We start from the raw sequence: 26,384 nt of genomic DNA on the forward strand, positions 1-26,384 counted from the left end.
GAGGTGATAGAATGAGAAAAAAAACTAGAGAAAAAATGCAAATAGCCCTTGCAGTTTTTTTAGTTTTGGTATTTTTAATATCCTTAATACCAATATTTATATAAAGGAGTGGGATTTGTGTTTTTAAAATCTTTAGAATTAAGAGGATTTAAATCTTTTGCTGATAAAACAGAGTTAAAGTTTAAAGAGGGAGTTACAGCTGTAGTAGGTCCAAATGGTAGTGGAAAAAGTAATATATCAGATGCTGTTAGATGGGTTCTTGGTGAGCAAAGTGTCAAGACTTTAAGAGGCGGAAAGATGGAAGATGTAATTTTCTCTGGAACACAATATAGAAAACCGGTTGGACTTGCACAAGTTTCTCTTACTTTAGATAATTCAGATGAAGTTTTACCAATTGATTATAGTGAAGTAACTGTAACAAGAAGAATATTTAGATCAGGTGAAACTGAATATTTATTAAATAATAATAAATGTAGACTAAAGGATATAAACAGTCTATTTATGGATACTGGTATAGGTAAGGAAGGGTACTCGCTTATAGGACAAGGTAAAATAGAAGCCATTTTAAGTGGAAGACCAGAAGATAGAAGAAATTTATTAGAAGAAGCATCGGGGATTGTTAAATATAAATTTAGAAAAAATGAGGCTGAAAAAAAGCTTTCTAATACGGAAGAAAATTTAGTTAGAATAAGAGATATAATTTCTACATATGAAGAGAGATTAGAGCCTTTAAGAATAGAGAGAGAAAAAGCTTTAAAATTTAAAGACTTATCAGATGATTTAAAGGAAAAGGAAGTTTCTTTAATAGTAAGTAATATTAAAGTTATTGAAAAAGAAATTCAAGAGTTTAATAAAGAATTATATGATAAGAAAAATGAATTAAATTTAAAAAAGGAAGATTTAAATTTAAAGAAAGAAAAATTAAAAGAAATAGAAAAGAACTTAGAGGCTTTAGAGAGAAAAAGTACAGATGAAAAATTAGAATACTTTAGTAAAAAAGAAGACGTAACAAAGGCAAATAGTGATATAGAATTATATAATGAGAGAATTAATAATTTAAATAAAACTATTGAAAAAAATAAGTTTGAAGAATATGGTTTGAAAAATAAAATTGTAGATATAAAAAAAGAAAAAGAACTTTTAAAAAAGGAACTTTCTGAAAAAAAAGAAGAAGAAAAAATAAAGTCATTAGAAGTTGAAAGTTTAGAAAATGATATTAAAACTATATCTTCTAAAATAAAAGAAATAGAATTTGAAATTAATACTTTGAAAAAAAGCGAATTGGACTTATTAAAAAATAATTCTGCAATAAATAATAAGATAACTGAAATAAAAGGTGAAATAAAAGCTAAAGAAGAAAGAAAATTTAAAATAAATGAAGAAGTTAATAGTATAGATAATAATTTAGGGATTAATAGAGCATCAATTAATGGAGTAACATTAAAAATCCAATCACAAGAAAAAGAGTATGAAATATTAAGTAATAAATTAATAGAGAATAAACATAATTTATCAAAAATAAATGGATTAATTACAAACAAAGAAAAAGAATCAAGAGTTTTAAGTATTTCATTGAGTAAATATGAAGCTAATAAATCTATGCTTGAAGATTTAGAAAATGGTTATGAAGGTTATAATAGATCACTAAAAAACCTTATGGATAGAGTTGATAAGAAATTAACTCCTCATACTGAAGGTATAAGAGTACTTGGAGAAGTATTTACTGTACCAAAAGGATATGAAGTTTCTATAGAAACGGCTCTTGGAGCTTCAATATCTAATGTTATTACAGAGACAGAAAAAGTAGCTAAAGATCTTATAAATTATTTGAAAATTAATAAGTTGGGTAGAATAACTTTTTTACCACTTAACATAATAAATGGTAGTAAATTAGATGTTAACGATAAAGTTAAAAATATAGATGGATATTTAGGTATTGCTTCAGATATAGTAAAGTTTGATAATAAGTATTTAAAAATAATAAATTATTCTCTTGGAAGAACAATAATAGCTAAAAATATGGATAGTGCTTTTAATATTGCTAAAATAACAAACTATAAGTATAGAGTTGTTACTTTAGAAGGCGAAATATTAAATGCTGGTGGAGCATTAACAGGTGGTAGTATAAAGGGAAAGACTGCTAACATATTAAGTAGAAAAAGAGAGATAGAAGAAATACAAGAAAAAATAAAAGAAACTAAATCTAAGTTAGATGAAACTTCAGATTATATAAAAGAAATGATTAAAAAGAGAAAAAACATAGATGAAGAAGTTTTGAATTTAACAGATAATATGCATGCTATAAAAATAGAACTTGCAACAAATAAAAATGAGATTATGAATTTAGAAAACCAAATTAAAAAGTTAAATTATAGTACCTTAAAGATTAAAGATGAAAAAGATTTAATAGAGAAAGATTTAGTTGATTTTAAACTTAAGTTAGATGAATTAAGTAGTAAGTTAATAAGCTTGGCAAGTGAAAATGATTTTAATAAAGAAAAAGAATTAAAATTAGAGGAAACATTAAATAATAAAAAGATATATTTAAATAATCTTAATAGCAAACTTACAGAAGTAAAAATAAGCATTGCATCAATAAATGAACTTATTTCATCAAAAATTACTGATATATTAAGAAAAGATTCAGAACTTAAAGAGATTGATTCAAAAATTGAAGAAATTAAAAAAGAAAATTCAGAGTGTGTATTAAATATTTCAAATAGTAAAGAAAAAATAGAGTATAATATAGAATTAATAAACAGAAACAATAAAAGAATTGAAACTTTAGAAGAAATTTTTAAAGAAAATGATTTAAAAAAAGGTATGCTTAAAGAGGAATTTAGCAAAATAGATAGTTTAATAACTGAAATTAGAGATATTTTGACTAAAGAAGAAGGCGAACTTAATAAAAGAGAAATACTTAAGGCTAAAAGTGAAATGGAAATTGAAAATCACTATAAGAAGCTTAATGAGGAAATGGATTTAACATATGAAGAAGCTAAGGAAATAGCTAAGCCTATAAATGATTTACAAAGCTTTAAAGATGTAATAAACTCTATAAAAAGAAAAATTTCTTCACTTGGTATTGTAAATCTTGGAGCTATAGCTGAATATGAAGAAGTAAGTGAAAAGTATGAATTTATGTCATCACAAGAGGAGGATCTTGAAAAAGCTAAAGAAGAACTTATTTCAGTTATTGAAGAAATGACAGATAAAATGAGAGTTTTATTTAAAGAGAATTTTAAAATATTAAATAAAAACTTTAATGAGACTTTTAAAGAATTATTTAAAGGCGGAGATGCTGAGCTTATATTAGGTGAAGGTGATGAACTTACTGCTAATATAGATATAAACGTTATGCCACCTGGCAAAAAGCTTCAAAATATAAATTTAATGTCTGGTGGAGAAAAAGTGCTTTCTGCAATAGCTTTACTTTTTGGTATACTTAAAATGAAACCAACACCATTTTGTATATTAGATGAAATTGAAGCTGCCTTAGATGATGCAAATGTCTATAGATATGCAGAGTTTTTAAAGAGATTCTCAGAAAAAGATATACAATTTATAGTAATAACACATAGAAAAGGTACTATGGAAGTAAGTGATATAATGTATGGTGTTACTATGGAGGAAAAAGGAGTATCTAAAGTATTATCAGTTGATTTAAATAAATAGTTATTATGGAGGTAAAGTAATGTTTGGAAAATTATTTGATAAACTAAAAAGTGGATTAACAAAAACAAGAGATGGGCTACAAGATAAAATAAATGAGGCCTTAAACTTAGCTGTAACTATAGATGATGATCTATATGAAGAATTAGAAGAGATTTTAATAATATCAGATATAGGTATGGATACAACTGTAGAAATTATTGATAGATTAAAGGTTAAAATAAGAAAAGAAAAAATAAATGATCCTCAAATGGTAAAACCAGCTTTGAAAGAAGTAATAACTGATATGTTGCTTGAAGGAAGCGATGAAGATGAATCAAATGATTCAAAAGGAAAAGAAGTTTTATTAGTTATTGGAGTAAATGGTGTTGGTAAGACAACATCTATAGGAAAACTTGCAGCTAAAAATAAAGCGGATGGTAAAAAGGTACTATTAGCTGCAGCAGATACTTTTAGAGCTGCTGCAATAGATCAATTAGAAGTTTGGAGTGAAAGAGCTTCAGTTGATATAGTTAAACAAAGTGAAGGATCAGATCCGGCAGCTGTTGTATTTGATGCAGTTCAAGCTGCAAAAGCTAGAAATGTTGACCTTTTAATATGTGATACAGCTGGTAGACTTCATAATAAAAAGAACCTTATGAATGAATTATCAAAAATAAATAGAATAATTGATAGAGAGTATAGTGAAGCTAAAAAGCAAACATTATTAGTATTAGATGGTACAACTGGACAAAATGCTGTTATACAAGCTAAACAATTCATGGAAGCTTGTCCTATAGATGGGATAATATTAACTAAATTAGATGGTACAGCAAAAGGTGGAGTAGTTATATCTATAAAACAAACTCTTGATATTCCAGTTAAATATATAGGTGTTGGGGAAGGTATAGATGACCTTCAAAAATTTGATGCAAAAAGCTTTGCTGAAGCATTATTTTAAGAAATAAAAAAATTTTTTATAGGTGTTAAGTAAAAATACTTGACACCTGTAAATTTATTTGGTATCATCTCTTTTGTGGTAAGGTGATTATTATGATGGAAGATAGGGTTGAGATTTCATTATTAATGGATTTTTATAAACCATTATTAACTGAAAAACAAAAAAATATTATGGAATTGTATTTTGATGATGATTTATCCTTAGCTGAAATTGCTGAATTAAACAACACTAGTCGTCAGGCAATCCATGATTTAATTAAAAGGTGTTATAAACAGCTTTTAACCTATGAAAATAAATTGAACTTACTTCAAAAGAGTATAAATCGAGAAGAAAAAATTATAAAACTTCTAAAAAACTTTAAAGAAAAGTATTCTATTTCTGATAAAGAATATGATATGCTTAAGAAAGAACTAGAAGATTTATAATATTAGGAGGTTTAGTATGGCTTTTGAGGGATTATCAGAAAAGCTTCAAAATACCTTTAAGAAATTAAGAGGAAAAGGTAAGCTTAATGAAAAAGATATAAAAGAAGCTATGAGGGAAGTAAAGCTTGCTTTATTAGAAGCAGACGTTAACTATAAAGTAGTAAGAAAGTTTGTTAAAAGTGTTAGTGAAAAGTGTGTTGGAAGTGATGTACTTCAAAGCTTGACACCAGGGCAACAAGTTATTAAAATAGTTAACGATGAACTTACTGAACTTATGGGAGGAAGCGAAAGTAAAATAAATTATTCAAGTAGTGGAACTACAGTAATAATGCTTGTAGGTCTTCAAGGTGCTGGTAAAACTACAATGTGTGGGAAATTAGCATTAAATCTTAGAAAGAATAATAAAAAACCGCTTCTTGTAGCATGTGATATATATAGACCTGCAGCTATAAAGCAATTAGAAGTTGTAGGTAAACAAATAGATATACCTGTATTTTCTATGGGAGATAAGGTTAAAGCTGTTGATATTGCAAAAGCTGGTATAAAACATGCAAGAGATAATGGTAATAACGTTGTTATTATAGATACAGCAGGTAGATTACATATAGATGAGAGCTTAATGCAAGAGCTTAAAGATGTAAAATCAGCTGTAAATCCTTCAGAAATTCTACTTGTAGTAGATTCTATGACAGGACAAGATGCTGTAAATGTTGCAGAAACATTTAACAATGATCTTGATTTAACAGGAGTTATTTTAACTAAGCTTGATGGTGATACTAGAGGTGGTGCAGCGCTTTCAATTAGATCAATCACTGAAAAACCAATAAAATTTATTGGTGTCGGTGAAAAGATGAATGATTTTGAAGTATTCCATCCTGATAGAATGGCGTCAAGAATACTTGGAATGGGAGATGTATTATCTCTTATTGAAAAAGCTCAATCTGCAATAGATGAAGAAGAAGCAGCAGATTTTACAAAGAAAATGATGAGCCAAGGTTTGAATTTTGAAGATTACTTAACAGCAATGGAACAAATGAAAAAGCTTGGACCACTTAATAAACTTATGGAAATGATACCTGGAGTAAATTCAAAAGAATTACAAGGAATTGATTTTGATCAAGGTCAAAAACAAATGGAAAAGGTTAGAGCTATAATTCTTTCAATGACATTAAAAGAAAGAAGAAATCCATCACTTGTAATAAGTAATTCATCAAGAAAAAAGAGAATTGCAAAAGGATCAGGTTCAACAATTCAAGAAGTTAACAAACTTATTAAAGGATACGAAATGATGAAAAAGAATATGAAACAAATGAAGTCATTGCAAAAGGGAGGCAAAAAGGGTCTCTTAGGAAAGTTACCTTTTATGAGTTAATATATAATTATCTTTTAAAGGAGGTGAAATTAACATGGCAGTAAAAATCAGATTAAGAAGAATGGGAGCTAAAAAAGCACCTTTCTATAGAGTAGTTGTTGCTGATTCAAGAAGCCCAAGAGATGGTAGATTCATCGAAGAGATCGGATACTACAATCCAGTTTCAGAACCAGCAGAAATAAAAATAAACGAAGAAAAAGCTAACAAATGGTTACAAAATGGTGCTCAACCAACAGATGTAGTTAAAAAGCTTTTCGTTAGAGCAGGCCTAAACAAGTAATACTAGGAGGTGAATTCTGCAACTTAGTACATAACTAAATGCAGGACACTTATGAAAGAATTAGTAGAAGTAATAGCTAAGTCCCTTGTAGATAATCCAGATGAAGTTACAGTAAATGAGATTAAAGGTGAACAATCAATTATACTAGAACTTAGGGTTGCGCAAGATGATATGGGCAAAGTTATTGGCAAACAGGGAAGAATAGCAAAAGCTATTAGAACCGTAGTAAAGGCTGCAGCAATAAAAGAAGAAAAAAGAGTAGTAGTTGAAATTATTTAAAGAGTTAGGTTAAGCCTAACTCTTTTTATATAATAAAAGCATATAATTTATAAAATTTGTAATTATAAAAAAGAGGTGATAAAGATATGAGAGAATTTTTTAAAGTAGGAAAAATAGTTAATACTCATGGATTAAAAGGTGAAGTTAAAGTTATACCTTCTACTCAAGATGTAAATAATTTTAAGAGATATGAAACTGTTTTTGTTGATGGTATAGAAAGAAAAATATTAGGTGTAAAATTCCAAAAAGATAGAGTTATATTAAAAATTGAAGGAATAGAATCAATTGATGATGCTGAAAAATATAAAAATAAAATTATAGAAGTACCAAGAGATATGGAGCCAGAACTTCCAGAAGATACTTTTTATGCTAGAGATCTTATAGGAATTCATGTGTTTGATACAGATGGAAATGACCTTGGAGCTATATATGAAGTTATAGAAACTAAAAATAATGATGTATATTGGATAAGAAAACCAAAAGAATTATTAATACCTGTACTTAAAGATATAGTTTTAGATATTGATTTAGAAGAAGAAAAAATTATTATAAGACCTGTAGGAGAATGGTTAGATGAAGGTTAGTATATTAACTCTTTTTCCTGAAATGTTTTCGATTTTTAATCATAGTATTATAGGAAAAGCACAAGAGAAGGGGCTTATAGAAATAGAAACTTTAAATATAAGAGACTATACTAAAAACAAGCATAAAAAGGTTGATGATTACCCTTATGGTGGTGGTGCTGGTATGGTTATGGCGCCTCAACCAGTAATAGATACCATAAGAGAATGTAAGAAAAAAAATAAAGGTAAAGTAATTTTTTTAGGGCCTAGAGGTAAAAATTTCAATCATGATCTTTCAAAGGAATTAGCAAAAGAAGAAGAACTAATATTTTTATGTGGGCATTATGAAGGAATTGACGAGAGAATATACGAATACATAGACTTAGAAGTTTCTCTTGGAGATTTTATATTAACTGGAGGAGAAATGGCTGCAATTCCAGTTATTGATTCTATTTTAAGATTAAAGCCAGGCGTTTTAGGAAAAGAAGAAAGCTTTATGGATGAATCATTTTCAAATGGATTATTAGAATATCCACAGTATACAAGACCAGAAGAATTTGAAGGTAAAAGAGTACCTGATATACTATTATCAGGGCATCATGAAAATATTAGAAAGTGGAGAAGATTACAGTCTTTAATAATTACAAAAGATAGAAGAAAAGATTTATTTGAAAAAATAGAATTAACAAAAGAAGATAAAAAAATATTGAAAAGTCATAATAAATAAATTATTGCAAAAAAATATATTTTATGATAGAATATGCTTTGTGCTAGTACGGGCGGTCCTCTTCTGGATTTTAAGCTCCGGAATGAACGTCAAATTAATTTTAGGAGGGAATGCACAATGAACGAAATTTTAAGAGCAATCGAACAAGAACAAATAAGAAATGATTTACCAGGATTCAACGTTGGAGACAACATAAAAGTTCACCAATTAATAAAAGAAGGTAACAGAGAAAGAATCCAAGTATTCGAAGGAACTGTTATTAAGAAACAAAACGGTGGTTTAAGAGAAACTTTCACTGTAAGAAGATTAGCTTACGGTACAGGAGTTGAAAAGACTTTCCCAATGAACGCTCCAATGATTCAAAAAATTGAAGTGACTAGAAGAGGTAAAGTAAGAAGAGCTAAGTTATTCTACTTAAGAGATAGAGTAGGTAAGGCTGCTAAGGTTAAAGAATTATTAGTAAGATAATTAACCATAAAGAAGAGGCTTAGAATTAAGTCTCTTTTTTTTCTATAAATAAATTTAAAAATTAAAGGAGGAATTTTTTATGGCAATAAATTGGTTTCCTGGGCATATGAAAAAGACTCAAAGAGAAATAAAAGAAAATTTAAAAGTTGTAGATGCAATTATTGAAATTAGAGATGCAAGAATCCCAAAAAGTTCTGCTAATCCTGATATAGATAAATTAGTTGGAAATAAACCAAGATTAATACTTTTAAATAAAAGTGATTTAACTGAATCTAAAGTTACAAGAGAATGGATGAAAAGTTTAACAAAAGATAATGTTAAAGTTTTAGAAGTAAACTGCTTAAAAGGAAGTGGACTTCAAAAAATAAAGCCAGCTCTTAATGAATTATTAAAAGAAAAACATGATAGACTTAGAGAAAAAGGTATGAAAACAATAATGACAAGAGTTATGGTAGTAGGTATACCTAATGTTGGTAAGTCAACATTTATAAATAAAATGGCTAGAAATAATATAGCACAAACTGGTGATAGACCAGGTGTTACTAAAAGTAAGAGATGGATAAAAACAGCCATGGATGTTGAGATGTTAGATACACCAGGAGTTTTATGGCCTAAGTTTGAAGATGATGAAACAGCATTAAATCTTGCTTTTACAGGGGCAATAAAAGATGAAATAATGGATATTGAAGATTTAGCTTATAGGTTAGTTGAAAGATTACAACAATATTACCCTGATGAATTAATGGAAAGATATAAAATTGATACAATATATGATAATCCATTAGAAACTTTAGATGCTATAGCTATAAAAAGAGGAGCTATAATGAAAGGTAGAGAAATAGATTATAATAGAATAGCAGTTATTTTATTAGATGAATTTAGAGGCGGAAAAATAGGAAATATATCATTAGAAAGACCTTAATTTAAGGAGGTTTTATAAAATATGGATCTTTTAAAAGATAATTTATCAGAATTTAGTTATAAAGATATAAAAAGTGAATTTGATAAAATAGAACTTGATTTTAAAAAGGATTATATAGATTTTTTAAGCAATATTTTATTAAATGATAAAAGAAAAAATGTTCAAAGTTTAGGTAATAAAATATTAAAAGAAAAAAAGAAATTTGAAGATGAACTAATAAGAGTAAAGAAGATGTATGATTTTGATAGAGGATTTGCTAAAGGAAAAATACTTGCAGGAGTTGACGAAGTAGGAAGGGGTCCACTTGCAGGCCCAATAGTGTCAGCAGCTGTAATATTAGACTTAGATTCTTTAGATGATGAAATTATACTTTATCTTAATGATTCTAAAAAATTATCTGAGCATAAAAGAGAAGAGCTATCTAAAATAATAATGGATAAGGCAATAGCTTATTGTATTAGTGAATGTTCTAATGATGAGATTGATGAAAAAGGTATAGCATATTGTAATAATAAAATATTTTTAGATGCAGCCTATGGACTTTCAAAAAGACCCGATATTGTTTTATCTGATGGATACAATATTAAAGGAATAGAAATAGAAAACAAATTTGTTATAAAAGGTGACACTAAAAGTGCTAGCATAGCTGCAGCATCTATAATAGCAAAAGTTTATAGAGATAACTTGATGAAAAGTATGGCAAAAGAATATCCAGAGTATGGATTTGAAAGTAATGTTGGATATGGAGCTAAAAAGCATTTAGATGCATTAAAAGAATTTGGAGCTACACCTATACACAGAATGAGTTTTTTAAGAAATATATTATAAAAGTAGTAATAGCGAAAGCTATTACTACTTTTTTATCTAAAAGCATCTTTTGTAAAAATAATTTTATAGTCGTTATTTTTTGTATTAAAATAAACTTCTAAAACATCGAATCTAATAAAGAAATTTTTATATTTATTACCTAATAGAAAATATTTTGTTAATTTTTTTATATTCTTCACCTTATTATAAGTTATTGATTCAATACCAGTTCCAAAATTTTTACTATATCTACTTTTAACTTCTACAAAATTTAAGATATCATCTTTTTTGCAAATTATATCTATTTCGCCAAATCTATTTGAATAATTTCTATGAACTATTTTATAACCATTTTTAATTAAATAATCTTTAGCAATTTCTTCTCCGTAATAACCAATATTTTTATTAAAAGATTTCATATAACACCTCGATTATATATTATAGACAAAAAAGTAAAATTTTATTAATTTAAAATTTGATTAAAAAATTTTTTAGTGTTAATACTCATATTTATGAGGTGATTAAAATGGCAATAAATATAAATAGTGCAACTAATATTGGGATAAATAGTAATGTAATAAATGTTGAAGTTGATATATCAAAAGGTATACCAAGTTTTTCAATCGTAGGACTCGCTGATGCGTCTGTAAGAGAAGCAAAAGAAAGAGTTAGAGCTTCTATAATAAATTCAGGATTTGAATTTCCGCTTGGAAGGATAGTAATAAATCTTGCACCGGCTGACATGAGAAAAGTCGGAACACTTTTAGATTTACCTATAGCCATTGGTATATTAATGGAATCTAACCAAATACCAAAAAAAGAATTAGAAGATTATTTGTTAATTGGTGAATTATCTTTAAATGGAAGACTTAATAAAAGTAAAGGGGTAATTTCAATTTTACTTCAAGGATTGGTGGATAATATAAAAAAATTTTTAATTCCTGAAGAAAATTTAAGCGAAGTATTAGAAGTTTCTAAAGGAGAGGTATATTTAATTAAAAGCTTAAAAGATGCAATAAATTATATAAATTATGAAGATATATTACCTGTTGACTATAGTGAATATAATGATAAAAAAGAAATAGAAAGTTTATTAGATTTTAGTGCTATAATTGGGCAGCAATCATCTAAAAGGGCACTAGAAATAGCAGCAGCTGGAAGGCATAACATAGCATTGTTTGGGAATCCTGGAAGTGGTAAAACAATGCTTGCAAAGGCTTTGAGTTCAATATTACCACCACTTACGGAAGAGGAAAAAATTGAAGTTGCAAAAATATATTCAATATGTGGAATGATAGATAAATATAAAAATATAAATATACCATTTAGAGAGCCTCATAATACAATAAGTAAAACGGCATTAATTGGTGGTGGAAAAGAAGTAAAACCTGGAGAAATTACTTTAGCACATAATGGAATATTGTATTTGGATGAAATTTTGGAATTTAAAAGAGATGTTTTAGAGGCTTTGAGAGGACCATTAGAAGAAAAAATAATTAGAATCGATAGATTAAGTGAAAGATTAGAGATGGAAAGTGACTTTCAGCTTGTAGCTTCCTACAATCCTTGTCCATGCAAGTTTAAAAGTTGATTTGTTTAAATTTATTAGTTTTGCATTTTCATCTAAATCGTCATCTACATCCAAATCATATTTGAAATTCTTACCAACAGGGAATTTAAAGTTTATTTTAGGTGTAATAATTTTATCTAAACCTTTTTTTACGTAATCAATTTCTATAGATTCTATTAAAAAATTTATTATTTCTTTCTTCTTATTAAAATCAATTTTATCTAAGTTAGTTGAATATTTTTTCATTAAGTCTCTAAAATTATCAGTTATATTATTTACATTATTTTCGATAGAGTATTTTTTTTCTATTTTCCTATAAAGTTCATTTAAAGTTTCTTTTTCAATATTTATTTTTTCTAATTCCTTTTCTACATCATCATCTGTTAATAAATCTTTTCTATATAAATTTAAAATTTTACTTTTTTCATTATCGACATTTTTAATTTTACATTCAATTTTTTCTAGATCTTTTTCTACAGAATTTAGTTTAGTATCTTTATTTAAAGATATAGTAACATTGTTAATTATTTCATCTACATTTAGAAGAATATCATTTTTAATCATGTCCCATATAGCATTTTCTAATTCATTCTTTGGAACATTTAAATTATCGCATTTCTCTCCAAGTATCTTTTTTCTATCACCTCTTTTAGTTGCACATACATAGTAAGCAAGAGAACCATTTTTATAAGATACACCTTGATAAGCTCGTCCGCATTTAGCACATTTTATAAGCCCTCTTAGTAAATAATCTACATTTTTAGTATTTCTTTTAGCTACACTTCTATTATGTCCTCTTAATTCCTTTGCCTTATTCCATAAGTCTTTATCTATTATTTGAGGAACATTCCTTATTATAGTTTCTTTTCTTCTAGTACCTCTTTTCCCGTATTCATGTATTCCTATATAAGTTGTATTAGTAAGAACTCTCAATATAGTACTTTGTCTCCATTTACCGGTTATAGTCCTATTTCCTTTCCCTTTTCCCCTAGAATAATTGGTAGGGATATTTAAAGAATTTAAATAAAGTGCAATCTCCAATGTAGATGATTTATCATTAACATACATATCAAATATCTTTTTTATAATTTTAGCTTCATCATCATTTATTTCTAAATAGCCATCTTTATTTACAAAATAACCATAAGGTACTATTCCACCAAGCCATTTACCTTTCTTAGCTGCTCTTGTAGCTCCTAAGAACATTCTATCTAATATATTATTTCGTTCTAATTCTGCCATATTAAGATAGGTGATAAATTGGAATCTACCAGTGGGAGTGTTAAGATCAAAAGGTTCTGTAACACTCATTATTTCTATATCATATTTTCTCAATGTTTCAATAGCACTTAATCCGCTTAATGTATCTCTACCAAATCTATCAATTTTCCAAACTAAAATTGTATCAAATAATCCTTCTTTAGCATCATTAATTAAGTCTTTTCCTGCTGGTCTTTCTTCAAAAGCAACAGTTCCAGAGATTCCATCATCTAAATATTCTTTATAAATACTTAAGTCGTCCTTCATTTCAACATAAGTATTAAGTATTTCAACTTGATTTTCTATAGTTTCTCTTTCTTTTTGATCATCACTACTAACTCTGCAATATAAAGCAACTTTCTTCATAATAATCACCTCTATTTATTAAATTTCTCTCTTTTTTTAATAATAAAATTAAATACATCATTTAATGTTTCTTCAATTAGATTTCTTTCAGTATCAGTTAATTCTTTATCATTTAGTGTTAACTCATCAGAACTAAGTATTAAGTTTAAAGCTTCTTTTATATCAGTTACACAGTATTCTTGTTGTCCATCTTCCATAAATAATTCTTCTACACTTACATTAAGAGCAGTACTTATTTTATTCATTGTATTACTATTTAAATTTTTTCTTTTTCCATTTTCTATTTCATTTATAGTAGCCTTACCAACTCCAGCCTTTCTAACTAAGTCTGCTTGACTCATATTTTTTTCTTCTCTTAACCTTTTTATATTTTTACCTACAATACTTATTTCCATTTTAATTAACTCCTTTTTAAATAAAAATTGTTCTGTTTATAGAACTATTTTAACACATTGTTCCGTTTATGCAACAGAAAATAGAGAAAAAACTATTAATTTTTTTAGGAAAACTTTTTAAAATTGAGTAAAACGTAGAAAAATGTAGAAAAATTAATATAAATTTTATAAATAGTTAAATTTGTCTATAAATAGAGAAAAATAAAATTTGTCTATTTCCGTAAACGGAATTATAATAAAGCCATAAGTTCCGAGAAAGGAACGAAGGGAAAAGAGGTGTTAAGTTGAATAAGGCTATAAAGCAATTTATAACTTCATCTAATCTCGGAGTTGTAAATTTTGCAAAAAAAGCAGGGGTCCATAAATCTGTTATATCAACATTAGTTAATGATAAAAGAGATTTTAAAAAAATGACGGTAGAAAATGCTTATAAAATTAGTAAAGCTATGGATTGTTCTATCAATAAAATTTATGAGGAAGAAGGTAAGGAAAATGATATTTAAGACAGTTGTAGTTAAAGGGAAAAGAAGAACAATGATTATAAAAGCAAATTCAAATGAAAGTGCAAATAATGATGCATTAAATAATGCGGTTCTAGTTGTATTAGGTCCAGGTTATGAAATTAAGGAGGGGAAGTAATGGAAGAGGTTACACGAAAAGGAACTGATTTAGTAAGGAAACAAATGGTTGAAATTCAAACTAAAGAAGGACAACTTGTAGTAAGTAGTAGACAAGTAGCAGAAGATTTTGAAAAGAGACATGCTGATGTTATTAAAACTATAGAAGAAAAGATGGAGGTCAACGAAATTTTACGTTCACCTAAATATTTTATAGAAAGCACGTATAAAGATAAATCCAATAGAAATTCTAAAGAATATTTATTAACTAGAGATGGATTTAGTTTTTTGGTTATGGGTTTCACAGGAGCAAAGGCTGATAATTGGAAACTTAAATATATTGAAGCATTTAATAAAATGGAGCAAACATTAGATCCTTATAAGGGAATGAGTCCTGAACTTAAGTCAATTTTAATGTTAGATAAGAAAACATTAGAAATTGATAACAGAGTTAAAAAATTAGAAAATACTATGACTATTGATTATAGCCAGCAGGAAGAACTAAATAGTTTAGCAAGAAAAGTTGTAGTACAAGCATTAGGTGGTAAAGATACACCTGCATATAAAGAACTAAATAAGAAAGCTTTTAGTCAAATTTGGAAGGATTATAAAAGGATTTTAGGAGTTAATTCTTATAAGAATACAGCAGTTAAGGATTTAGATTTTGCTAGAAGGATATTAATAGATTGGAAAGCGCCAAGAGAATTAGAACTAATGATAAAAGGTGCTAATAGTCAAATTCAATTCTAAGGAGAAATAGATATGCTTTTAAAGTATTTGGATAAGTTAAAGCAAATTACTACTAAAGAGCAATTTAAAGAAATACTTAAGATTACAGAAGATGATATTAAATTCAATAAGGTTATGTTTAATAAGAGGACTAGCTCTCAAGAATTTATTCTTATATGCAATAGAAGTCTAAATCTTGTAAAAAGATACATTTAAAGGAGGATTTTAAAAATGAGAAGTACAGGAATCGTAAGAAAAGTAGATGAATTAGGAAGGATAGTTCTTCCAATAGAGTTAAGAAGAACTCTAGATATAGCAGAAAGAGATTCTTTAGAAATTTTTGTGGAAGGTGAACAAATTATATTAAAGAAATATGAACCAGCTTGTATATTCTGTGGTGATGCTAAAGAAGTTATCAATTTCAAAGGGAAAATGATTTGTAAGAACTGTTTGAAGGATATTAAGAGGTAATCAAAATGATGCACTTTAAAATAATTTTTATATTGTTAGTTTTAGGGATAGAGCTAATAAGCTTTTTCTTAGCATCAAAAAAGTTTATATATGCTACTAAGAAAAAAGAAAGAGTTGAGTATTTAATAATGCTTTTAGCTGCACTTACAGGATTTATAGTTCTTATAAACACAGCAGTTTACATTATTTAAAAAGAAAGGAGATATCAAATTGGAAAGAAAAAAGATAGAAAACATGGTTGAGTATTGTGGGAATGCATTTCAATGCAGAGAATGTAAGTACGATAAACTTTGTGATGAAATAGAAGATAAAGTAAAACTTGGTACTATACCTTCAAGATGGAGTGATAAAGATATTGATTATATCTTAGATGAAATTAATAAGGAGGATTAAGAAATGGATAAGAAAGAATTGTACAAACAAATAGAATGTCTACATCATGATCTTAAAAAATTTGAAAGCATCAAAAGTGATAAAAACTTATTAGGGAATGATATAAAAGCTTTAGAAGCAGTAATGGACTTAATAATGCTTGGAGCAGGAGCTTTTACTACAGATGAATTAGTGAGTGAACTAATGAAGAGAAATATAGAAAATGTACTTCAAAACTTAGATGATGGAGCAGTAGATTAATCAATGAGGTGTAGCAATGCTTAAATTCATAAGAAAATTTTTAGGATTAGGAATGACTAAAAATGAAAAGAAAAGCTTTATAAGGACTTTAACATTGGAGGATTAAAGCTATGGATAATTTTGAAATAGCAAAGGAAGCAGTTAACTTATATTTTGATGGATTTTCAGCTAGAGAATCTATTGTAAAAGCAAATGAAATGTGTCTTGGCGTCGACCAAAACAACCAAGACACTAAGAAAAATGATTTTAATAATATATTACCACCAGGAGTGGATTTAGACAACAACCAAGTTTATTTAGAAAATACAGGAGATACGTTAGGAGATATTGAGGAGGTATTTGGATGCAAATAAGATTAGTAAATTTAGAGCTGCACAATTTTAAAGGAATTAAAGAGCTTAAAGTAGAGTTCGGAAAAGTAACAAGCATTAAGGGAGATAACGGACTTGGAAAAACAACAATAATGGATGCTTTTAACTGGCTTTTATTTGATAAAGACTCTAAAGATAGAAAGAACTTTGAGATTAAAACTTTAGGCGAAGATGGACAAGCATTACATGGCTTAGAACATAGCGTAATAGCAGTTTTAGAGATAGATGGTAATAACATTACTCTAGGTAAGGTTTATAAAGAAAAGTGGACTAAAAAACGTGGAATGGCTACTAAAGAATTTACAGGACATGAAACACTTTATAGCATAAATGAAATTCCAGTTAAGAAAAAAGAATATGAGGAAAAGATTAAAGAAATCCTTATTGAAAAAATCTTTAAATTAGTTACTAATCCGACTTATTTTCCTAGTTTAGGTTGGAAAGAACAAAGAGAAATTATTCAAGAGATTATAGGTGATATAAATGACGACAGTGTTATTAACTATAACGATAGTCTTATAGCTCTTAAAGGTAAATATGAGGACTCTGTAGATAACTATAGAACAAGAACTAAAGCGACAATTAAAAAGCTGAATGAACAAATTAAGCAAATACCATATAGGATTGATGAATGTAATAACAGCATAGTTGATGAAGATTTCAAAGCATTAGAAATTCAAAAAGGTAACTTAGAAAGAGAGATAACTGCAATTGATGACCAACTAGAAGATAACGGCAAAGGAAATCAAGTTTTAATAGAACATAAGCAACACTTATTTGATTTAAGACAGGAGTATCAAGAAAAGCTAAATCACGCCAAATTAGTTGCTAGAAATCCTTTAAATAGATTAGAAAAGGAACTTCAAGATTGTAAAAATAAAGTTAGAGAATTTAATTATGAAATAGATTCTAAAGAAAGAGAACAAAGAAACTTAGAAAATAATATAAGAGATATTGCAAAGTTAATAAAAAATTATGAAATAAAAGTTGCAGAACTAAGAACGGAGTATACACAAATTGATAATGAAGTTTTTAAACTTGATTCAAGAGCAACAGTTTGTCCTACCTGCAATAGAGAGTTAGAAAATTCAGAAGAAATCGTTAAAGATTTAAAAGAAAAATTTAACTTAAGAAAAGCTAAAAATAAAGAAGATATAGTATCTAAAGGTAACTTATTTAATGAAAGAATAAAAGAAAATGAAAATTCTATTGGAGAAATTAAAGCTAAGTTATGGGATATAAAACATGATTTAGAAGAATTAAATTCAAATAAGTTAGTCGCAGAGCAGGAAGCTAAAAATATAGAAGATAAGATAAATAATTTTAAATTAGATGATAATTTAGACTTTGAAGGCAAGGAACAATTAGAACGTGAAATTAAGGCTACAGAAGAGGATATAAGTAACTTTAAATTAGAGAGCAATTTTGAACTAAAAGAAAATAAAAGAAAACTTCAATGTGATTTAGAACAAGTTAATAAGCTTTTAGTTGCAAAAGATAATAATAAAAAACTAAAAGAAAGAATTAAGGATCTTGGAGAAGAGGAAAGAGATTTAAGCAATAAAGTTGCAGAACTTGAAGGTCAATTATTCTTATGCGAAGAGTTTGTAAGAACTAAAGTAGAACTTTCAGAAGGATTAATAAACAAGAAATTCAAAACATTAAAATTCAAGCTATTCAATGAACTAATCAATGGTGGATTAGAAGAAACTTGCGAAATTCTTGTAGAGGGAGTTCCTTATAGTAATGCAAATACAGCTTCACAAATAAATGCAGGATTAGAGGTTATAAATACTCTAAGTAATCATTACAACGTAATAGCACCTATTTTTATTGATAATAGAGAAGCAGTAAATGAAATTATAAAAACTGATAATCAAATAATTAACTTAATAGTTAGCAATGACAAAGAATTAAAAGTTGAGGTAGAAGAATAATTAGTAATTTAGCAAAGGTTAGAACCTTATTAGAAACTATAAGAATAATAGCACCTCATTTAAATGATAATGAAATTACTGCAATAGGATTAATTTTAAATAGTGCTATTGAAAGAATGGAAAAAGAAAGCGAGGAAAATTAATTGAGCGTTAGATATATAGTCCAAAATGATAGCATGAAACCATCATATGATTGGTGTCATATATGTTCATTCGCAACTTTAGAAGATGCAAAAAAATTCATAGAAAAAGAAAAGAAAATTAATCCAAAAATAAAATATAGAATACTTAAGCAAACTACAGAAACGATAGAAAGTGAAGAGTAATGGCTGATTTAGGAAGGATAAGATTTATACAGAAATCACTAAATAATATAGCACCAGTAATGAGTGATGATGAATTATATATTTTAGAATCACTTCTGTTAGTAATTACAAGAAGAATAATAAAAAGAAATTATGAAAGTGAGGATTAAAAAATGTCAGAGAATAAACAATTACAAACTAAACAAGAAAAGAGTATATCAGATAGTGTACTATCAAGAATTAAAGAATTTGAACAAAGTGGAGATATAGCTTTTCCACCAAATTATAACTATGCAAATGCTTTAAAGTCAGCTCAACTTATACTAGCTGAAACAGTTGATAGAAATAAAGTTCCAGTATTACAAAGTTGTTCTAAAGCTAGTATATGTAATGCATTATTAGATATGACAATACAAGGATTAAGTCCAGCTAAAAAGCAATGTTACTTTGTTCCTTATGGTGGTAAATTACAGCTTATGAAAAGCTACTTAGGCAATATAGCAGCTACTAAAAGACTTAAAGGTGTTAAAGATGTATTTGCAAATGTAATTTATAAAGGTGATGAATTTGAGTACAAGCTTAATTTAGATACAGGATTAATTGAGATTGTTAAGCATGAACAAAAATTTGAGAATATCGGAAATGATATTTTAGGAGCTTATGCAGTAGTTGTTAGAGAAAACGCCCCAAATTATGTTGAAGTAATGAATATGAAACAAATTCAAAATGCTTGGAATCAAGGCACAGCATACAAAACTGGAAAATCAACTGCACATAATAATTTCAAAGATGAAATGGTAAAGAAAACAGTAATAAACAGAGCTTGTAAGAGATTTGTTAATACATCAGACGATTCAGACACATTAATTGAAAGTATAAATAGAACTAATGAATATAGAGAAGAGGATATTGTTGAAGCTACTCACGAAGAAGTTAAGGAAGAAATAAAGGAAAATGCTAATACAGTAGCTTTAGACTTAGAAGAAGATACACCAGTTGTAAATGCAGAAGTTGTAGAAGTAGATGAAGTACAAGAGGTTCAAGAAACTTTAGAACAAGCTAAAAAAGATGCAGATGTTCCATTTTAAGGGGTGAGTATTTTGGTAAAAACTTATTTTGATGATGAAGGATATGAATATACAGCATCTAATCATAGGTTAAGATATAATCCGGAATTACATGAAAATAACGGAAAAAGATGGACAGATGAAGAATTACAATATCTTTGCCAAATGAGACCAACAATGAAATACAAAGATTTAAGTCTTGCATTAGGTAGAACTCAAGGAGTTTGTGCCAGTAAATATTACTATATCAAGAAAGCTGGATTAGTAGATTATTATAAAAACATTAATTTAGAAGGTGAAGAATGATTAAGGTATTAGCTACAGGATCTAAAGGAAATTCTTATATAGTTCAAGCAGGGGAAGAAATTCTTCTCCTTGAACTTGGAATAAACTTTAAAGAAGTCCTAAAAGGCTTAAAATTCAATTTAAATAACGTAGTAGGGTGTTTGGTTTCGCACGTTCATAAAGACCATTCTAAAGGCATAAAACAAGCTTTAAAGCATAGTTTAAATGTTTATTGTAATGAAGATGTTGCAAATAGTGTAACTACTGATAAGAGAAGAATAAAAGTTATAGAGCCATTAAAGAAATTTAAAGTTGGTGGATTCACAATATTACCTTTTGATTGCCAACATACAAACAATGACGGGAGTGTTTGTCCTAATTTAGGGTTTCTAATAAGTCATAAGGCTCTAGGAAAGGTTTTATTTGCAACAGACACTTATTACCTTAAGTATACGTTTAAAGGCTTAGAACACGTTTTAATTGAGTGTAATTACAGTGAAAGAGATTTAAATATGATTCCACCTGAAAGAGTTAGAACATTAAGTAGTCATATGAGTTTAGAAATTTTAAAAGAAACTCTTAAAAGTTGGGACTTAAGCAATACAAAAGATATTACATTAATCCATTTAAGTGGAGAATATGGAGATCCAAATTATTTCAAAGAAGAAATTCAAAAAGCTACTGGATGCATTGTTAATGTAGCAGGTACAGGAGTAAAAATATGAGGAAAAGGAAGAGTTGAAAATGGAAAATTGGGAAGTTCAAGAAATGAAAGATGATTTGTCTATTTTAGAATATGAGATGGAAGGAACGAGAGAGTGTGAGTTGCTAAAAAAAGCATGTAACTATATTAATGATTTAGAAAAAATGCTAGTTGAAACAGCAAAAGATGAAGATAGAGCCATAAAGTTATTAAAAGAAAGTGGCTATATAGTAACAAAACTAACACCAAGACAGTTAAATGATATGAAGAAATGTGAAGAGTGCAGTTGTAATGATGAAGAAATGGAATGTGCATATTGTTCTTGTAGTGTATGTATAGCACAATGATTTGTAATACAAAAACGGAGGAATTATCTATGAAGAATCTTGAGAATATAAATTGTTTGTATACAAAAGAAGTTGTATGTCCTTATTGTGGAAATGAGTTTACTGATAGTTGGGAATTGGATGATTCAGAAGATGAAATATATTGTGATGACTGTGATAATACTTTCGCTATGGAACGACATATTGAAGTAACTTATTGCAGTTATAAGAAAAAAGAAGAAGGGGTGCTAAAAGATGATTAAAGTAAGTATATATCCAAATGAAAAAGAAAATGAAGGTTGTGAAACCACAATAGAAAAAGATGGAGTTGAAATGAAACTGAATACAAAAGAAACAAAAGAGTTATATAGCTCTTTAAGTTTAGCAGCAAGTTTTGAATTTGAACTTCCATTCTAGGAGGTGAAGGAATGGCACAAAGAAGAATGTTTGCAAAAACAATAATAGATTCAGATGCTTTTTTAGATATGCCATTAAGTACTCAAGCATTATATTTTCACTTGAGTATGAGGGCTGATGATGATGGATTTTTAAATAACGCAAAAAAAATCTCGAGAATGATAGGAGCATCAAAAAATGATTTTGATTTACTTCTTATGAAGAATTTTATAATTCCTTTTGAAAATGGAATATGTGTTATTAAACATTGGAGAATACACAATTATATTAGAAATGATAGATATAAGCCTACAGTTTATCAAGAAGAATTGAATAAATTGGTAGTTAAAGATAATAAAGCATATTCATTTGAAGCTAAATTAATAGAAGATAATAATGAAACAGAAGAACTCGAAACACCTGAAGATATAAGGGATAACGAGGGTGGTATACCAAATGTACACCAAATGGAAACCCAGGTTAGGTTAGGTAAGGATAGGTTAGAGTTAGGTAAGGATAGGTTAGGTAAGGTTAATAATAGTATATCTAAAGATATACTTGTACCAAAAAGTTTGGTACCTATAGCTAATGCATGGAACTCTTTAAACTTATCTAAGATAAAAAGCATTAAGGACAATAGATTAAAAATGCTTAATGCAAGAATTAAGGAATATGGAATTGAAACAGTTATAGAAACTATTAAAAGCATAGAAAAGAGCAGTTTTCTTAAAGGACAAAATAATAGGAATTGGATTATAACATTCAATTGGCTTATTAAACCTAATAACTTTACAAAAGTTTTAGAAGGTAACTATTTAGATAAAGAAGGTGAAAGTAATGCAGGAAATCCTAGAGAGGTTAATGAATCAAGCCAAACTAAAAAGCCAGACTTCTCATGTTTCGAGTAATTATAAATGTGCTAAGTGCAAAGATACAACTTGGATTCAAGGCAAAAATGGATTGAAAAGATGTGAGTGCTATGAAATAGATCTAGCAAATAGACTTTGGGAAAACTTTGGTGTAGCTACTGAAGATATAAAACCTTTAAGGGATTATGAACCTTGGAATGAAATAACTACTAAAGCTAGAAAAATCGCAGTAGATTATATAACTTCTTTTGATTCTATAAAAAATGATAGAGAAAATGGTTTCTGCCTTATGGGACAACCAGGAGCAGGAAAGACTCACATAGTTACTGCTGTAGGTAAGGCTTTAATAGATAAAAGAATACCAGTTGTTTATATGCCTTATTTAGAAGTGATGAGAGAGCTTAAAGCTTGTAGCATGGATGAAGAGTATTACAACAAGAAAATAGATAAATACAAAAGAGCAAAGGTCTTAATAATTGATGATTTATTCAAAGATAAAGTTAAAAAAGGAAAACTAATTGGAGAATTAAGGGAAGCAGATTTAAAACATATATATCCAATATTGAATTATAGGTACTTAAACTATCTTCCAACGCTAATAAGCACAGAATGTACTCCAATGATGTTACTAGACTTAGACGAAGCACTTGGAGGGCGAATACTAGAATGTTGTGGGAAAAGATTTGGAATAACATTTAAAGGTGATTGCAACTACAGACTTAAAAAGTTTATGGAGTGATAGAAAATGTATTGTAATAAATGCAAATTTTTAAAAAAAGATACAAGCAAATTATTTAATGGCATTAGTATTTCATGTAGCAAATATAAATATCATTTTGGTTTTGCTACTAAGGTTAATAAAATAAGGACACCTAATTGGTGTAAGGAAGTGAAAAAGGATGAGTAATGCATTGGAAGTTAAAACAATGAATAGGCAACAAAGGAGAGCTTATCAGAAAACTATTGATTGGGTTAACAACTTAAGTAAGGACAAACAAGAAATAATAGATAGAGTTGTTAGGGAAAGAGCAGCTGCTATGAACCTTGCTGAAATGGTTAATTTTCAAATGTCATTTTCAGCAGCTTTAATAACATTACATGAAGATAAATTCACAATGAATGATATTCAAGAATTAGTAGTATTAGCTAATAAATATGCTGATGATAGAGAATATATAAGAAAATACGGAAAGGATTGGATGATTATGTTTGAAAAGCAAAGAGAAGAAATGAAAAAGGAAATGAAAAAACTTTATGAAAGTGGAACTAAATCACAAAATGCAATGGTTAAAGCTATAAAGGCAGAAAAGAAATTTAAGGATATAGCTCAAAAAGATATAGTAGTAGTATTTAAAGAACTTAAAGATGAATTAGCAGGAGTCAAGATTAAAGATATGAATGAAAGTAGAAAAGATGTTGAAGATGCTTTAGCTTATATATTTGATGATAATAAAGAAGATGAAAATTTGGAACATAAGGACATACCAAAAAATATAGAAATTGGAGATAAAGCAATAGTTCTTGATAAAGAAGAAAATAAGGAGGTAAAGAAAATGAGTAAATTAAAGATTATTAAAAAAGAATTAGAGATAGAAGGTGAATACGGAATTTATAAGGTTAAAGATAATACAGTTATAAGCCCAAATGGTAAAGAGTTTAAAAGTGTAGAAGAAATAGGAAAATATGAAAAAGAAAAGATAGCAGAATTTGCTAGAACAATGACAGAATTAAAAGATGTTTTGCAATACGTTTAAAATTAATTTTAAGAGGTTTAAATATTAAATAGTGTAATTACATTACTTTAATATAAAAATCGTTGTACAAGCTAAAAATAAAAGAATTAACAATGTATATGATTAAGGAGTGGTTATTATCAATAAAGTAATTTTAATAGGACGATTAACTAAAGATCCTGAATTGAGATTTGCAGCAGGAAGTGGAAACGGAGTTTGTAAGTTTACAATAGCAGTAAATAGGCAATTTAAAAAGAATGAAGCTGACTTTATAAATTGTGTAGCATTTGGGAAACAAGCTGAAACAATAGCACAGTATATGCTAAAAGGAAGTCAAATAGCTCTTACAGGACATATTCAAACTGGCAGTTATGATACACAAGATGGAACAAAGAGATATACAACAGATGTGCTATTAGAAAGTTTTGAATTCGTTGGTGGAGGAAATAAAAATCAAAACAATAATACAGGTGGAGGATTCAATCAAGCTAGTTTTGATGATGGAATGACACCAGTTGATGATGGGGATTTACCATTTTAGAAGGAGAGAAAATTATGAAAAAGTGTTTTGGTAACTTTATGAATTATCCAACGTGTGAAGGTCATAATGATTGTAAATATCAAGATGAATGTTTAGTTAAAACTAACAAAGAAAAAGGCAAATGCGATTGTCCTTACAAGGCTAGTTGCCATACTTGGCGACAAAAATTGCAAGTTGAATTTAGAGAAAAAAGTGGAGAAGGATTAGAAAGTTGTCCATTTTATATATTACTAGAACCTATGTATGAGGAAAGGGAGAAAGAAAATGGAATATATTAATGATATAAACATAAATGATGCTGTAATTCATGTTTTAGATGCAAATGGTGGAGAACCTATTTTAAATGAGTATTACTTAGATTTGAATGAAGAAGCTTATAAATTTATATACAAGCATATAGAAAAATGCTTAAAAAATGATGATTTAAAATATGCTAAATTCAATGAGGAAAGAAGCATTGTAAAAGAGGTAACACAAGACTTTTTAAATGGAATAGATAATAATTTACTAGGACTTTCAAAAGAACTTGCAAGACAAATGTTTGCAATAATGAATGGAAATACAAATATTCCATCATGTGATTTAATTGTGGCATCTATAGTAACAGATAAAGGACCAATGATTGCAATATTAAAAATGGATTATATAAAAAATTTCACACACAAAGTTGATTTTATAGATAACAAGATAGGCATAGGAATAATACCTCAATCAGCAGGATTACCAGGTAGTTCCCAAAAGATAAGTAAAGCAGCATTTATAAAACCGATAAGAAAAGATGAAAAATATAATCTTATGGTTCTTGATACTCAAAAGAAAAGCAAAAACGAAGATGAATATGGTGCTAATTACTTTATAAACAATTTCTTAGGTTGTTCATTAATAATAAATGAAAGAGATAATACAAAAGCATTTTTAAAAGCTAGTGAAAATTGGGTAAGAGGATATTTAAGTGATAGTCCGGACCAAGCAACAAATATTAGAGATAAAATAAGAACTGCTCTTAAAGAAGATGAAGCAATTAATGTAGAAGGTTTTATTGAAAGTAATATTCCTAAAGATATGCAAGAAAATTTTAAAATGACAATTTTAAAGAATGTTGAAGATGAATTTGAAATTGATAAAACATACGTTGAAAAGAAATTAAAACGAATAAGACTAAAAGCTGATACAGATATTGATATTTATATTGATGATGATTCTTATGATGATAAAGATAAGTTTGAAATAATCAGTAATGGTGATGGAAGTATAAATATAGTCTTAAAGAATATTAAGAGTTTAATTGAAAAGTAGAGATAAAGATGAAAGAAATAGATATTTAATTAACTAAATATGAGAGTGAATTGAGTTAT

40 protein-coding genes are annotated in these 26,384 nt (G+C 27.8%); 37 read left to right on the plus strand and 3 right to left on the minus strand.

Annotated elements, in window-relative coordinates; translation table 11 throughout:
* Positions 1-117: 117 nt before the first annotated feature.
* The 11 genes from smc (at position 118) to O212_RS0108200 (ending at position 10,476) form a co-directional block, all read left to right on the plus strand.
* Complete coding sequence (gene smc, locus O212_RS0108150) at positions 118-3,675, plus strand: chromosome segregation protein SMC (protein WP_024614626.1); 3,558 nt, start codon at positions 118-120, stop codon at positions 3,673-3,675.
* Between the two features lie 19 nt (positions 3,676-3,694).
* A complete protein-coding gene (gene ftsY, locus O212_RS0108155) occupies positions 3,695-4,612 on the plus strand; it encodes a signal recognition particle-docking protein FtsY (RefSeq protein ID WP_024614627.1) in 918 nt (305 codons plus the stop codon).
* Between the two features lie 95 nt (positions 4,613-4,707).
* Complete coding sequence (locus O212_RS0108160) at positions 4,708-5,037, plus strand: putative DNA-binding protein (protein WP_024614628.1); 330 nt, start codon at positions 4,708-4,710, stop codon at positions 5,035-5,037.
* 16 nt (positions 5,038-5,053) lie between these two features.
* Positions 5,054-6,409, plus strand: a complete 1,356-nt coding sequence (gene ffh, locus O212_RS0108165; RefSeq protein ID WP_024614629.1) for a signal recognition particle protein — start codon at positions 5,054-5,056, stop codon at positions 6,407-6,409.
* Positions 6,410-6,443: 34 nt separating this feature from the next.
* Positions 6,444-6,689: a 30S ribosomal protein S16 gene (rpsP, locus tag O212_RS0108170; protein ID WP_024614630.1), complete on the plus strand. Its 246-nt coding sequence runs from the start codon at positions 6,444-6,446 to the stop codon at positions 6,687-6,689.
* A 51-nt stretch (positions 6,690-6,740) separates the two neighbouring features.
* Positions 6,741-6,968, plus strand: coding sequence for a KH domain-containing protein (locus O212_RS0108175; protein WP_024614631.1), 228 nt, complete (start codon positions 6,741-6,743; stop codon positions 6,966-6,968).
* Positions 6,969-7,054: 86 nt separating this feature from the next.
* Positions 7,055-7,552 (plus strand): ribosome maturation factor RimM, encoded by a 498-nt coding sequence (gene rimM / locus O212_RS0108180; RefSeq protein WP_024614632.1) that lies wholly within the window; start codon positions 7,055-7,057, stop codon positions 7,550-7,552.
* Positions 7,542-8,258 carry a tRNA (guanosine(37)-N1)-methyltransferase TrmD gene (gene trmD, locus O212_RS0108185; protein WP_024614633.1) on the plus strand — a complete coding sequence of 239 codons (717 nt, stop codon included), beginning with the start codon at positions 7,542-7,544 and terminating at the stop codon, positions 8,256-8,258. The genes rimM and trmD overlap by 11 nt, the downstream gene beginning before the upstream one ends.
* Before the next feature lie 117 nt (positions 8,259-8,375).
* The gene (gene rplS, locus O212_RS0108190) at positions 8,376-8,726 is read left to right on the plus strand and encodes a 50S ribosomal protein L19 (RefSeq protein WP_024614634.1); all 351 of its coding nucleotides are present in this window, start codon (positions 8,376-8,378) and stop codon (positions 8,724-8,726) included.
* A gap of 79 nt (positions 8,727-8,805) precedes the next feature.
* Positions 8,806-9,648: a ribosome biogenesis GTPase YlqF gene (gene ylqF / locus O212_RS0108195; protein ID WP_024614635.1), complete on the plus strand. Its 843-nt coding sequence runs from the start codon at positions 8,806-8,808 to the stop codon at positions 9,646-9,648.
* Between the two features lie 21 nt (positions 9,649-9,669).
* Positions 9,670-10,476 carry a ribonuclease HII gene (locus O212_RS0108200; RefSeq protein WP_024614636.1) on the plus strand — a complete coding sequence of 269 codons (807 nt, stop codon included), beginning with the start codon at positions 9,670-9,672 and terminating at the stop codon, positions 10,474-10,476.
* Positions 10,477-10,508: 32 nt separating this feature from the next.
* Here the strand turns inward: O212_RS0108200 and O212_RS0108205 are convergent, their stop codons facing one another.
* Positions 10,509-10,874, minus strand: a complete 366-nt coding sequence (locus tag O212_RS0108205; RefSeq protein WP_024614637.1) for a YraN family protein — start codon at positions 10,872-10,874, stop codon at positions 10,509-10,511.
* A gap of 107 nt (positions 10,875-10,981) precedes the next feature.
* Here O212_RS0108205 and O212_RS0108210 point away from each other — a divergent pair, with 107 nt between their 5' ends.
* The gene (locus tag O212_RS0108210) at positions 10,982-12,046 is read left to right on the plus strand and encodes a YifB family Mg chelatase-like AAA ATPase (RefSeq protein WP_024614638.1); all 1,065 of its coding nucleotides are present in this window, start codon (positions 10,982-10,984) and stop codon (positions 12,044-12,046) included.
* Here O212_RS0108210 and O212_RS0108215 read toward each other — a convergent pair.
* Positions 11,978-13,651: a recombinase family protein gene (locus O212_RS0108215; RefSeq protein WP_024614639.1), complete on the minus strand. Its 1,674-nt coding sequence runs from the start codon at positions 13,649-13,651 to the stop codon at positions 11,978-11,980. The two genes, O212_RS0108210 and O212_RS0108215, sit on opposite strands and share 69 nt — an antisense overlap.
* Positions 13,652-13,662: 11 nt before the next feature.
* Entirely contained in the window at positions 13,663-14,046 is a 384-nt protein-coding gene (locus O212_RS0108220; protein WP_024614640.1) for a helix-turn-helix transcriptional regulator, read from the minus strand.
* A gap of 284 nt (positions 14,047-14,330) precedes the next feature.
* Between O212_RS0108220 and O212_RS0108225 the strand changes: the two genes are divergently transcribed.
* From O212_RS0108225 to O212_RS0108350, 25 genes are all read left to right on the plus strand, one after another.
* Positions 14,331-14,549 carry a helix-turn-helix transcriptional regulator gene (locus O212_RS0108225; RefSeq protein ID WP_024614641.1) on the plus strand — a complete coding sequence of 73 codons (219 nt, stop codon included), beginning with the start codon at positions 14,331-14,333 and terminating at the stop codon, positions 14,547-14,549.
* Complete coding sequence (locus O212_RS16670; RefSeq protein ID WP_160166408.1) at positions 14,539-14,685, plus strand: hypothetical protein; 147 nt, start codon at positions 14,539-14,541, stop codon at positions 14,683-14,685. The genes O212_RS0108225 and O212_RS16670 overlap by 11 nt, the downstream gene beginning before the upstream one ends.
* The gene (locus tag O212_RS0108235) at positions 14,685-15,413 is read left to right on the plus strand and encodes a Rha family transcriptional regulator (protein WP_024614642.1); all 729 of its coding nucleotides are present in this window, start codon (positions 14,685-14,687) and stop codon (positions 15,411-15,413) included. Before O212_RS16670 ends, O212_RS0108235 begins: the two co-directional genes overlap by 1 nt.
* Before the next feature lie 12 nt (positions 15,414-15,425).
* A complete protein-coding gene (locus O212_RS0108240) occupies positions 15,426-15,608 on the plus strand; it encodes a hypothetical protein (protein WP_024614643.1) in 183 nt (60 codons plus the stop codon).
* A 15-nt stretch (positions 15,609-15,623) separates the two neighbouring features.
* Positions 15,624-15,863: an AbrB/MazE/SpoVT family DNA-binding domain-containing protein gene (locus O212_RS0108245; protein ID WP_024614644.1), complete on the plus strand. Its 240-nt coding sequence runs from the start codon at positions 15,624-15,626 to the stop codon at positions 15,861-15,863.
* 5 nt (positions 15,864-15,868) lie between these two features.
* Positions 15,869-16,054: a hypothetical protein gene (locus tag O212_RS0108250; protein WP_024614645.1), complete on the plus strand. Its 186-nt coding sequence runs from the start codon at positions 15,869-15,871 to the stop codon at positions 16,052-16,054.
* A gap of 19 nt (positions 16,055-16,073) precedes the next feature.
* Entirely contained in the window at positions 16,074-16,256 is a 183-nt protein-coding gene (locus O212_RS0108255; RefSeq protein WP_024614646.1) for a hypothetical protein, read from the plus strand.
* A gap of 3 nt (positions 16,257-16,259) precedes the next feature.
* Complete coding sequence (locus O212_RS0108260; RefSeq protein ID WP_024614647.1) at positions 16,260-16,496, plus strand: hypothetical protein; 237 nt, start codon at positions 16,260-16,262, stop codon at positions 16,494-16,496.
* Positions 16,497-16,606: 110 nt separating this feature from the next.
* A complete protein-coding gene (locus O212_RS0108270; RefSeq protein ID WP_024614648.1) occupies positions 16,607-16,849 on the plus strand; it encodes a hypothetical protein in 243 nt (80 codons plus the stop codon).
* Positions 16,840-18,804: an AAA family ATPase gene (locus O212_RS0108275; protein ID WP_024614649.1), complete on the plus strand. Its 1,965-nt coding sequence runs from the start codon at positions 16,840-16,842 to the stop codon at positions 18,802-18,804. The genes O212_RS0108270 and O212_RS0108275 overlap by 10 nt, the downstream gene beginning before the upstream one ends.
* A gap of 143 nt (positions 18,805-18,947) precedes the next feature.
* The gene (locus tag O212_RS0108280) at positions 18,948-19,130 is read left to right on the plus strand and encodes a hypothetical protein (RefSeq protein ID WP_024614650.1); all 183 of its coding nucleotides are present in this window, start codon (positions 18,948-18,950) and stop codon (positions 19,128-19,130) included.
* Complete coding sequence (locus tag O212_RS16675) at positions 19,130-19,279, plus strand: hypothetical protein (protein ID WP_160166409.1); 150 nt, start codon at positions 19,130-19,132, stop codon at positions 19,277-19,279. Before O212_RS0108280 ends, O212_RS16675 begins: the two co-directional genes overlap by 1 nt.
* A 3-nt stretch (positions 19,280-19,282) precedes the next feature.
* Entirely contained in the window at positions 19,283-20,197 is a 915-nt protein-coding gene (locus O212_RS0108290; RefSeq protein WP_024614651.1) for a RecT family recombinase, read from the plus strand.
* Positions 20,198-20,209: 12 nt separating this feature from the next.
* Entirely contained in the window at positions 20,210-20,482 is a 273-nt protein-coding gene (locus O212_RS0108295; protein ID WP_024614652.1) for a hypothetical protein, read from the plus strand.
* Positions 20,479-21,186: an MBL fold metallo-hydrolase gene (locus tag O212_RS0108300; RefSeq protein ID WP_024614653.1), complete on the plus strand. Its 708-nt coding sequence runs from the start codon at positions 20,479-20,481 to the stop codon at positions 21,184-21,186. The genes O212_RS0108295 and O212_RS0108300 overlap by 4 nt, the downstream gene beginning before the upstream one ends.
* Before the next feature lie 19 nt (positions 21,187-21,205).
* Positions 21,206-21,511: a hypothetical protein gene (locus O212_RS0108305; RefSeq protein ID WP_024614654.1), complete on the plus strand. Its 306-nt coding sequence runs from the start codon at positions 21,206-21,208 to the stop codon at positions 21,509-21,511.
* A gap of 29 nt (positions 21,512-21,540) precedes the next feature.
* Positions 21,541-21,753, plus strand: a complete 213-nt coding sequence (locus O212_RS0108310; protein WP_024614655.1) for a hypothetical protein — start codon at positions 21,541-21,543, stop codon at positions 21,751-21,753.
* Positions 21,746-21,907, plus strand: coding sequence for a hypothetical protein (locus O212_RS16680; RefSeq protein WP_160166410.1), 162 nt, complete (start codon positions 21,746-21,748; stop codon positions 21,905-21,907). Before O212_RS0108310 ends, O212_RS16680 begins: the two co-directional genes overlap by 8 nt.
* 11 nt (positions 21,908-21,918) lie before the next feature.
* Positions 21,919-22,794, plus strand: a complete 876-nt coding sequence (locus O212_RS15995) for a hypothetical protein (protein ID WP_024614656.1) — start codon at positions 21,919-21,921, stop codon at positions 22,792-22,794.
* Complete coding sequence (locus O212_RS0108325) at positions 22,748-23,494, plus strand: ATP-binding protein (protein ID WP_024614657.1); 747 nt, start codon at positions 22,748-22,750, stop codon at positions 23,492-23,494. Before O212_RS15995 ends, O212_RS0108325 begins: the two co-directional genes overlap by 47 nt.
* Positions 23,495-23,500: 6 nt before the next feature.
* A complete protein-coding gene (locus tag O212_RS16685) occupies positions 23,501-23,662 on the plus strand; it encodes a hypothetical protein (protein ID WP_160166411.1) in 162 nt (53 codons plus the stop codon).
* Positions 23,655-24,509 (plus strand): hypothetical protein, encoded by an 855-nt coding sequence (locus O212_RS0108335; RefSeq protein WP_024614658.1) that lies wholly within the window; start codon positions 23,655-23,657, stop codon positions 24,507-24,509. The genes O212_RS16685 and O212_RS0108335 overlap by 8 nt, the downstream gene beginning before the upstream one ends.
* Positions 24,510-24,627: 118 nt before the next feature.
* Entirely contained in the window at positions 24,628-25,029 is a 402-nt protein-coding gene (locus O212_RS0108340) for a single-stranded DNA-binding protein (RefSeq protein WP_024614659.1), read from the plus strand.
* Positions 25,030-25,043: 14 nt separating this feature from the next.
* Positions 25,044-25,307, plus strand: coding sequence for a hypothetical protein (locus O212_RS0108345; protein ID WP_024614660.1), 264 nt, complete (start codon positions 25,044-25,046; stop codon positions 25,305-25,307).
* Positions 25,294-26,325, plus strand: a complete 1,032-nt coding sequence (locus O212_RS0108350) for a nucleoid-associated protein (protein ID WP_024614661.1) — start codon at positions 25,294-25,296, stop codon at positions 26,323-26,325. The genes O212_RS0108345 and O212_RS0108350 overlap by 14 nt, the downstream gene beginning before the upstream one ends.
* The last annotated feature ends 59 nt before the right edge of the window (positions 26,326-26,384 follow it).

Source organism: Clostridium sp. Ade.TY (genome assembly GCF_000498355.1).
GTDB lineage: Bacteria > Bacillota > Clostridia > Clostridiales > Clostridiaceae > Clostridium.

What these genes read in the sequence shown, in the direction of transcription:
- ftsY (WP_024614627.1), top strand. Translation starts at nt 3,695, where the DNA reads ATGTTTGGAAAATTATTTGATAAACTAAAAAGTGGATTAACAAAAACA.
- O212_RS0108160 (WP_024614628.1), top strand. Translation starts at nt 4,708, where the DNA reads ATGGAAGATAGGGTTGAGATTTCATTATTAATGGATTTTTATAAACCA.
- ffh (WP_024614629.1), top strand. Translation starts at nt 5,054, where the DNA reads ATGGCTTTTGAGGGATTATCAGAAAAGCTTCAAAATACCTTTAAGAAA.
- rpsP (WP_024614630.1), top strand. Translation starts at nt 6,444, where the DNA reads ATGGCAGTAAAAATCAGATTAAGAAGAATGGGAGCTAAAAAAGCACCT.
- O212_RS0108175 (WP_024614631.1), top strand. Translation starts at nt 6,741, where the DNA reads ATGAAAGAATTAGTAGAAGTAATAGCTAAGTCCCTTGTAGATAATCCA.
- rimM (WP_024614632.1), top strand. Translation starts at nt 7,055, where the DNA reads ATGAGAGAATTTTTTAAAGTAGGAAAAATAGTTAATACTCATGGATTA.
- trmD (WP_024614633.1), top strand. Translation starts at nt 7,542, where the DNA reads ATGAAGGTTAGTATATTAACTCTTTTTCCTGAAATGTTTTCGATTTTT.
- rplS (WP_024614634.1), top strand. Translation starts at nt 8,376, where the DNA reads ATGAACGAAATTTTAAGAGCAATCGAACAAGAACAAATAAGAAATGAT.
- ylqF (WP_024614635.1), top strand. Translation starts at nt 8,806, where the DNA reads ATGGCAATAAATTGGTTTCCTGGGCATATGAAAAAGACTCAAAGAGAA.
- O212_RS0108200 (WP_024614636.1), top strand. Translation starts at nt 9,670, where the DNA reads ATGGATCTTTTAAAAGATAATTTATCAGAATTTAGTTATAAAGATATA.
- O212_RS0108205 (WP_024614637.1), bottom strand. Translation starts at nt 10,874, where the DNA reads ATGAAATCTTTTAATAAAAATATTGGTTATTACGGAGAAGAAATTGCT.
- O212_RS0108210 (WP_024614638.1), top strand. Translation starts at nt 10,982, where the DNA reads ATGGCAATAAATATAAATAGTGCAACTAATATTGGGATAAATAGTAAT.
- O212_RS0108215 (WP_024614639.1), bottom strand. Translation starts at nt 13,651, where the DNA reads ATGAAGAAAGTTGCTTTATATTGCAGAGTTAGTAGTGATGATCAAAAA.
- O212_RS0108220 (WP_024614640.1), bottom strand. Translation starts at nt 14,046, where the DNA reads ATGGAAATAAGTATTGTAGGTAAAAATATAAAAAGGTTAAGAGAAGAA.
- O212_RS16670 (WP_160166408.1), top strand. Translation starts at nt 14,539, where the DNA reads ATGATATTTAAGACAGTTGTAGTTAAAGGGAAAAGAAGAACAATGATT.
- O212_RS0108235 (WP_024614642.1), top strand. Translation starts at nt 14,685, where the DNA reads ATGGAAGAGGTTACACGAAAAGGAACTGATTTAGTAAGGAAACAAATG.
- O212_RS0108240 (WP_024614643.1), top strand. Translation starts at nt 15,426, where the DNA reads ATGCTTTTAAAGTATTTGGATAAGTTAAAGCAAATTACTACTAAAGAG.
- O212_RS0108245 (WP_024614644.1), top strand. Translation starts at nt 15,624, where the DNA reads ATGAGAAGTACAGGAATCGTAAGAAAAGTAGATGAATTAGGAAGGATA.
- O212_RS0108250 (WP_024614645.1), top strand. Translation starts at nt 15,869, where the DNA reads ATGATGCACTTTAAAATAATTTTTATATTGTTAGTTTTAGGGATAGAG.
- O212_RS0108260 (WP_024614647.1), top strand. Translation starts at nt 16,260, where the DNA reads ATGGATAAGAAAGAATTGTACAAACAAATAGAATGTCTACATCATGAT.
- O212_RS0108270 (WP_024614648.1), top strand. Translation starts at nt 16,607, where the DNA reads ATGGATAATTTTGAAATAGCAAAGGAAGCAGTTAACTTATATTTTGAT.
- O212_RS0108275 (WP_024614649.1), top strand. Translation starts at nt 16,840, where the DNA reads ATGCAAATAAGATTAGTAAATTTAGAGCTGCACAATTTTAAAGGAATT.
- O212_RS16675 (WP_160166409.1), top strand. Translation starts at nt 19,130, where the DNA reads ATGGCTGATTTAGGAAGGATAAGATTTATACAGAAATCACTAAATAAT.
- O212_RS0108290 (WP_024614651.1), top strand. Translation starts at nt 19,283, where the DNA reads ATGTCAGAGAATAAACAATTACAAACTAAACAAGAAAAGAGTATATCA.
- O212_RS0108300 (WP_024614653.1), top strand. Translation starts at nt 20,479, where the DNA reads ATGATTAAGGTATTAGCTACAGGATCTAAAGGAAATTCTTATATAGTT.
- O212_RS0108305 (WP_024614654.1), top strand. Translation starts at nt 21,206, where the DNA reads ATGGAAAATTGGGAAGTTCAAGAAATGAAAGATGATTTGTCTATTTTA.
- O212_RS0108310 (WP_024614655.1), top strand. Translation starts at nt 21,541, where the DNA reads ATGAAGAATCTTGAGAATATAAATTGTTTGTATACAAAAGAAGTTGTA.
- O212_RS16680 (WP_160166410.1), top strand. Translation starts at nt 21,746, where the DNA reads ATGATTAAAGTAAGTATATATCCAAATGAAAAAGAAAATGAAGGTTGT.
- O212_RS15995 (WP_024614656.1), top strand. Translation starts at nt 21,919, where the DNA reads ATGGCACAAAGAAGAATGTTTGCAAAAACAATAATAGATTCAGATGCT.
- O212_RS0108325 (WP_024614657.1), top strand. Translation starts at nt 22,748, where the DNA reads ATGAATCAAGCCAAACTAAAAAGCCAGACTTCTCATGTTTCGAGTAAT.
- O212_RS16685 (WP_160166411.1), top strand. Translation starts at nt 23,501, where the DNA reads ATGTATTGTAATAAATGCAAATTTTTAAAAAAAGATACAAGCAAATTA.
- O212_RS0108335 (WP_024614658.1), top strand. Translation starts at nt 23,655, where the DNA reads ATGAGTAATGCATTGGAAGTTAAAACAATGAATAGGCAACAAAGGAGA.
- O212_RS0108345 (WP_024614660.1), top strand. Translation starts at nt 25,044, where the DNA reads ATGAAAAAGTGTTTTGGTAACTTTATGAATTATCCAACGTGTGAAGGT.
- O212_RS0108350 (WP_024614661.1), top strand. Translation starts at nt 25,294, where the DNA reads ATGGAATATATTAATGATATAAACATAAATGATGCTGTAATTCATGTT.